This window comes from Mycobacterium sp. (assembly GCF_051006775.1).
In the GTDB taxonomy this organism is placed as follows: domain Bacteria; phylum Actinomycetota; class Actinomycetes; order Mycobacteriales; family Mycobacteriaceae; genus Mycobacterium.
In genome coordinates this window covers 1-4321 of record NZ_JBPCSX010000036.1, presented here as the reverse complement: position 1 = coordinate 4321, position 4321 = coordinate 1, and the positions used below count along the sequence as shown (strand labels likewise).

Genomic DNA, 4321 nt, shown 5'->3' with positions numbered 1-4321 from the left:
GGCGCCTGAGCGCGGTACCGGCGCTCAGTACCTGTCGATCGGCGGCGGTGCCGGTGCGGTCAGTCCGGCCGGACCGAGGTTATTGTCGAAGGCCGCCTTCCAGGCGCCGTCGGCTTCCATCTTAGCCAGCGCGTCATTGATCTTGGTCCGCAACTCGGAGTCGTCCTTCTTCAGTCCGATTCCGTAGCGTTCCTGCGAGAACGGCTGGCCGGCGATCTTGAACTCACCGGGGGACTTCGCCGCGTATCCGGCGAGGATGACCTCGTCGGTGGTGACCGCGTCGATGGCGCCGTTGCGCAGGGCTTCGATGCATGCCGAGTAGGTGTCGTACTGCTGAAGCTGGACGCCCGGGTACTTGTCCTTGATGCGCTGTGCCGGAGTGGATCCCGAGACCGAGCACAGCTTCTTGTTGTTCTGCAGCGATTCGGCACCGGTGATGTCGGTGTTATCGGCCTTGACCAGCAGGCTCTGACCGGTGAGCAGGTAGGGCCCGGCGAAGTCGACCTTCTGCTTGCGGGCGTCGGTGATCGAGTACGTCGCCACGATGAACTTCACCTGGTCATTGCTGATCAGGGTTTCACGCTGCGCCGACGGCGATTCCTTCCACTCGATCTTGTCCTCGCCGAAGCCGAGTTCCTTGGCGATGTAGCGGGCGACGTCCACGTCGAAACCGCTCATCGAGCCGTCCGGGTTCTTCACCCCCAGGCCAGGCTGGTCGAATTTGGTGCCGATGACGATCTTGTCGCCGGGCGTCGAACCGTCACCTCCGCACGCGGTTGCCGACAGCGGGACCACGACCGCGAGCATCGCGGCGCCGATCATGCGGATTGGTGACAGCCTCATGTGAAAGTTCCTTCCGTCGGAGTCGACACTATGACATCCCGAGACATCCCCGGGGCATCCCCGACAGGTCCGGTCGGCCCCTAGGCTCGGTGCGTGCCAGATGCCAGTCCGTGGAGCCGGCGACTGCGCTCCCTGGTGCGGGGATCCCACACGGTTCCCCGCACCCGCTTCACCGCGCCATCGGTGTGGCGTCCCACGCCGGCCTCATTGGCCGCGCTGATCTTCGGGCTGTGGCTGTTCGGCACCGGCGAGGCCCTCATTCTGGCCTCCCACCTCGGTGCCGCCCCGTGGTCGGTGCTGGCTCAGGGCCTCAGTGTGCGCACCGGCCTCGGAATCGGCTGGACCACCCTGCTGGTGTCGATCTGCGTTCTGGCGCTGTGGATCCCGCTGCGCCAGCAGCCCGGCCTCGGAACGGTGATGAACATTCTGGTGATCGCGCTCGCACTGGGCGTCACCTACCCACGAGTGAGCACGCCGCACTCACTGGTCGGGCAACTCGCGCTGGTATTCCTCGGGGTCGGCCTCATCGGCATCGGCAGTGGGTTCTACCTCACCAGTGGGCATGGCCCTGGGCCACGGGACGGCTGGATGACGGGCCTGCACCGGGTGACCGGCTGGCCGGTGGGACGGGTCCGACTGCTCATCGAAGTGGGCGTCCTGGTGCTCGGCTGGCTGCTGGGCGGGATCGTCGGCATCGGAACCGCCATTTTTGCGCTGCTGGTGGGGCAATCCGTCGCATTGGGCCTCGCCCTCGTGCACCGGCTCTCACCCCACGACCAGAGTGTCCTCGACGAGGACGAGTTCCCGCAGGGCGAAGCGTGACTCAGCCCTGCGCCTCCACCGAGACCGGCTGCCACTCCTCCCACAGTGCCAGCCGACTCTCGTAGTCGGCTTTGGCCAGCGTCAACGGCAGATCACCGAAGAACACCCGCAGTGGCGGATTGGCAGCGTCGACCACCTTGAGGATCGCCGCCGCCGATGCTGTCGGATCACCCGGTGTCGAGATGCGCGTGGCACGCACTTTCTCGGCCGCCGCGTGCACGTCGTCGTAGTCGGGCAGCGGGACGGACCGCGTTGCCGACGGGCCCGCCCAGTCGGTGGCGAACGAGCCCGGCTCGACCAGCGTCACATGCACACCGAAGGGTGCGACCTCCTGGGCCAGCGACTGGGAGAAACCCTCCAGTGCCCACTTCGAGGCGTGGTAGATGCCGACGTTCGGGAATGCGGTGATACCTCCGATGGAGGACACCTGGATGATGTGCCCGCCGCGCTGGGCCCGCAGATACGGAAGTGCTGCCTGGGTGATCCACAGTGCGCCAAAGACATTGGTCTCGATCTGTGCGCGCGCCTCATCCTCGGTCACTTCTTCGACGAAGCCGAAGTGCCCGAAGCCGGCGTTGTTGACGACGATGTCCAGCCGGCCGAAGTGATCGTGGGCCCGCTTGACCGCCGCGAAGTCAGCCGCCCGGTCGGTGACGTCGAGTTGGATCGGCAGGATCGCGCTGCCGTATTTTTCGACGAGGTCGGTCAGGGTGTCGGTGTCACGCGCTGTCGCGGCGACCCTGTCACCGCGTTCCAGTGCGGCCGTCGCCCACACCCGGCCGAAGCCACGCGATGCCCCGGTGATGAACCACACCTTCTCGCTCACGGTCCTGCTTTCCTACTGCGGTTGGGGGTTGATGCCGAGCTGCCTGGCGCAGCTTGCGCGTGCCATCGACACCAGGACGGGTTGGGCGTTGTCGAATCCGGACAGTGACGGGGTGTCCTGCTTCATCTGCTCGATGGACGCGTCGATACAGCGCTGCAGACGCTGATCGTCGGAGTCACGCCATTCGGAATAACCGATGACGCCGGCAGCGAGCAAGCCCATCACCAGGTACACCCAGACGCGCGGATTTCTCAGCAGGTTCGGAACATTCATCGCTGTCGAGTATCGCCCACGCCGATGTCGGTGTGCGCAAAGTCATCACCTTTGAAGAGCAGCGGCTGACCGCTGGTCTTGGCCAGCGCATAGGCGAAGCAATCTCCGTAGTTCAGCCCTGCCCGATGGCGCCCCTTGCCGAAGATGCGGTACGCGGCTCGCGCGGTGTCTGCCTGGTCGGCGTCGACAGCCACAAGGTTCACGCCCGCCCGATGCAGCCACAGATCGAGTTCACGTCCGCCTGATTCCCCGAACCGCGTCTCGATGACGATGGCCGCCTCAAGGTAAGTGGCCGTCGACATCAACCGAACCGGATCGGCCTCGACTGCTGCCTCGAGATCTGGCGCGCCGGGCTCATCGGTGAGCATCGCGACGAGCGCGGAGGTGTCGATAACCATCAGGTGGGCAGACCATGCCGGTCGTAGCCGATGACAACATCACCTGCACGAGGGTCGAGCACGGGTAGATCTGCACATCGCCGGCGGATCGCCGCCAATTCCTCACCAAGTGGAATGGCTCTGGTACGCCCCGTTTCGCGGGCCAGTCGTTCGCGTAGCGCGACGATGATCGCCTCGGTCAGCGTCTCCCCGGTGCGCGCGGCCAACTCCCGTGCCAGCCGATCGGCCTCGGGGTCTTTGATACTCAGGGCCACAGTGTTGATTCTATACGGATTGGCCGAATCTAGAACATCTCGGTTACCGCTCACCATGCGCGAGTTCGGCCAACACTCCTTCCAGCTGGTCGCCGGTCAGGTTGCCCCGCCGATACGACGACCACGCCATCGCCCGCAGCATGGGCACGGTGAACTGGCGCCGACCCCCCTTGCCGATCTGGATCGGTTCGACGGCGGACCCGTCGGGGTAGACGAAGACACCGTCGCGCAGACCCCGGGAGATCCAGGTGTCCGAGCGGCCGAACAGCTGGGCCGCCTCGGCGGTGCTGTAGACCGCAGTCGACGCCGGCGGCTCGTCGATCGTCGCAGCGTCGGCCTCTCGCAGCGCCTCCTCGATCTCCGCACCCAACGCCTTCATCCCGGCGGCGGCCAGGGCTGCGTAGTCGAGCTCGTCGACGGACTGGACTTCCAGTCGCAGGGCGGCGTCGATTGCGCTGTAACCACCCTCGATCAGGCAGGGCGCCAGCTCCGGACCCATCAGCAGGTTGAGACCATGCCGCTGCAGGACCAGGCTGAGCCGACGCCAGTGCTGCTCGCGGGCCAAATCCTGAAGGGGGAACGGCAGCCAGATGCAGCTGTGGGTTTCGATGGCCCGGCTCAGCGCCTCGACCACCGCCCCGACACATGTCAGGTCCTCGTGGTTGGCGGCCTCACCCGGATCGAAGGCGTAGGTCTGGGTGATCACCGCGCCCTGTTCGGCGGCCTTATCGGCCAGCATGTCCATGCGCCCAGCGGTATCGCTGTCCCCCAGCACCAGGACCCCGTACTCGGTGTTGATATCCGTCATCTCACTGCCCCCTTCAGTTTCGTGGCTACCCGCTCCTTAGTCATGCGCTCACGGCGCCGTCGATAGAACCCACGCTAGCCACGGCCACCGACAAAAA

The 4321-nt window shown here is 65.7% G+C and carries 7 protein-coding genes; 1 reads left to right on the top strand and 6 read right to left on the bottom strand.

Features of this window, described 5'->3' with window-relative positions; genetic code table 11:
* Nucleotides 1-24: 24 nt before the first annotated feature.
* Nucleotides 25-843: a glutamate ABC transporter substrate-binding protein gene (locus tag ACR2JI_RS02765; RefSeq protein WP_526387785.1), complete on the bottom strand. Its 819-nt coding sequence runs from the start codon at nucleotides 841-843 to the stop codon at nucleotides 25-27.
* A 93-nt stretch (nucleotides 844-936) separates the two neighbouring features.
* Here ACR2JI_RS02765 and yczE point away from each other — a divergent pair, with 93 nt between their 5' ends.
* Nucleotides 937-1665: a membrane protein YczE gene (gene yczE / locus ACR2JI_RS02760; protein WP_526387783.1), complete on the top strand. Its 729-nt coding sequence runs from the start codon at nucleotides 937-939 to the stop codon at nucleotides 1663-1665.
* A 1-nt stretch (nucleotide 1666) separates the two neighbouring features.
* Here yczE and ACR2JI_RS02755 read toward each other — a convergent pair whose 3' ends face one another.
* The 5 genes from ACR2JI_RS02755 to ACR2JI_RS02735 are packed head-to-tail and all read right to left on the bottom strand — an operon-like array spanning nucleotide 1667 to nucleotide 4224.
* Complete coding sequence (locus ACR2JI_RS02755) at nucleotides 1667-2491, bottom strand: SDR family oxidoreductase (RefSeq protein ID WP_526387781.1); 825 nt, start codon at nucleotides 2489-2491, stop codon at nucleotides 1667-1669.
* A gap of 12 nt (nucleotides 2492-2503) precedes the next feature.
* Entirely contained in the window at nucleotides 2504-2764 is a 261-nt protein-coding gene (locus ACR2JI_RS02750; protein WP_526387779.1) for a hypothetical protein, read from the bottom strand.
* On the bottom strand, nucleotides 2761-3162 hold the full coding sequence (locus ACR2JI_RS02745; protein ID WP_526387777.1) for a type II toxin-antitoxin system VapC family toxin: 402 nt from the start codon (nucleotides 3160-3162) through the stop codon (nucleotides 2761-2763). The genes ACR2JI_RS02750 and ACR2JI_RS02745 overlap by 4 nt, the downstream gene beginning before the upstream one ends.
* A complete protein-coding gene (locus tag ACR2JI_RS02740; protein ID WP_526387775.1) occupies nucleotides 3162-3416 on the bottom strand; it encodes a type II toxin-antitoxin system VapB family antitoxin in 255 nt (84 codons plus the stop codon). The genes ACR2JI_RS02745 and ACR2JI_RS02740 overlap by 1 nt, the downstream gene beginning before the upstream one ends.
* Before the next feature lie 43 nt (nucleotides 3417-3459).
* Nucleotides 3460-4224, bottom strand: coding sequence for a DUF7229 domain-containing protein (locus ACR2JI_RS02735; RefSeq protein WP_526387773.1), 765 nt, complete (start codon nucleotides 4222-4224; stop codon nucleotides 3460-3462).
* Between the last annotated feature and the right edge of the window lie 97 nt (nucleotides 4225-4321).

What these genes read in the sequence shown, in the direction of transcription:
- ACR2JI_RS02745 (WP_526387777.1), bottom strand. Translation starts at nt 3,162, where the DNA reads ATGGTTATCGACACCTCCGCGCTCGTCGCGATGCTCACCGATGAGCCC.
- ACR2JI_RS02765 (WP_526387785.1), bottom strand. Translation starts at nt 843, where the DNA reads ATGAGGCTGTCACCAATCCGCATGATCGGCGCCGCGATGCTCGCGGTC.
- ACR2JI_RS02750 (WP_526387779.1), bottom strand. Translation starts at nt 2,764, where the DNA reads ATGAATGTTCCGAACCTGCTGAGAAATCCGCGCGTCTGGGTGTACCTG.
- ACR2JI_RS02735 (WP_526387773.1), bottom strand. Translation starts at nt 4,224, where the DNA reads ATGACGGATATCAACACCGAGTACGGGGTCCTGGTGCTGGGGGACAGC.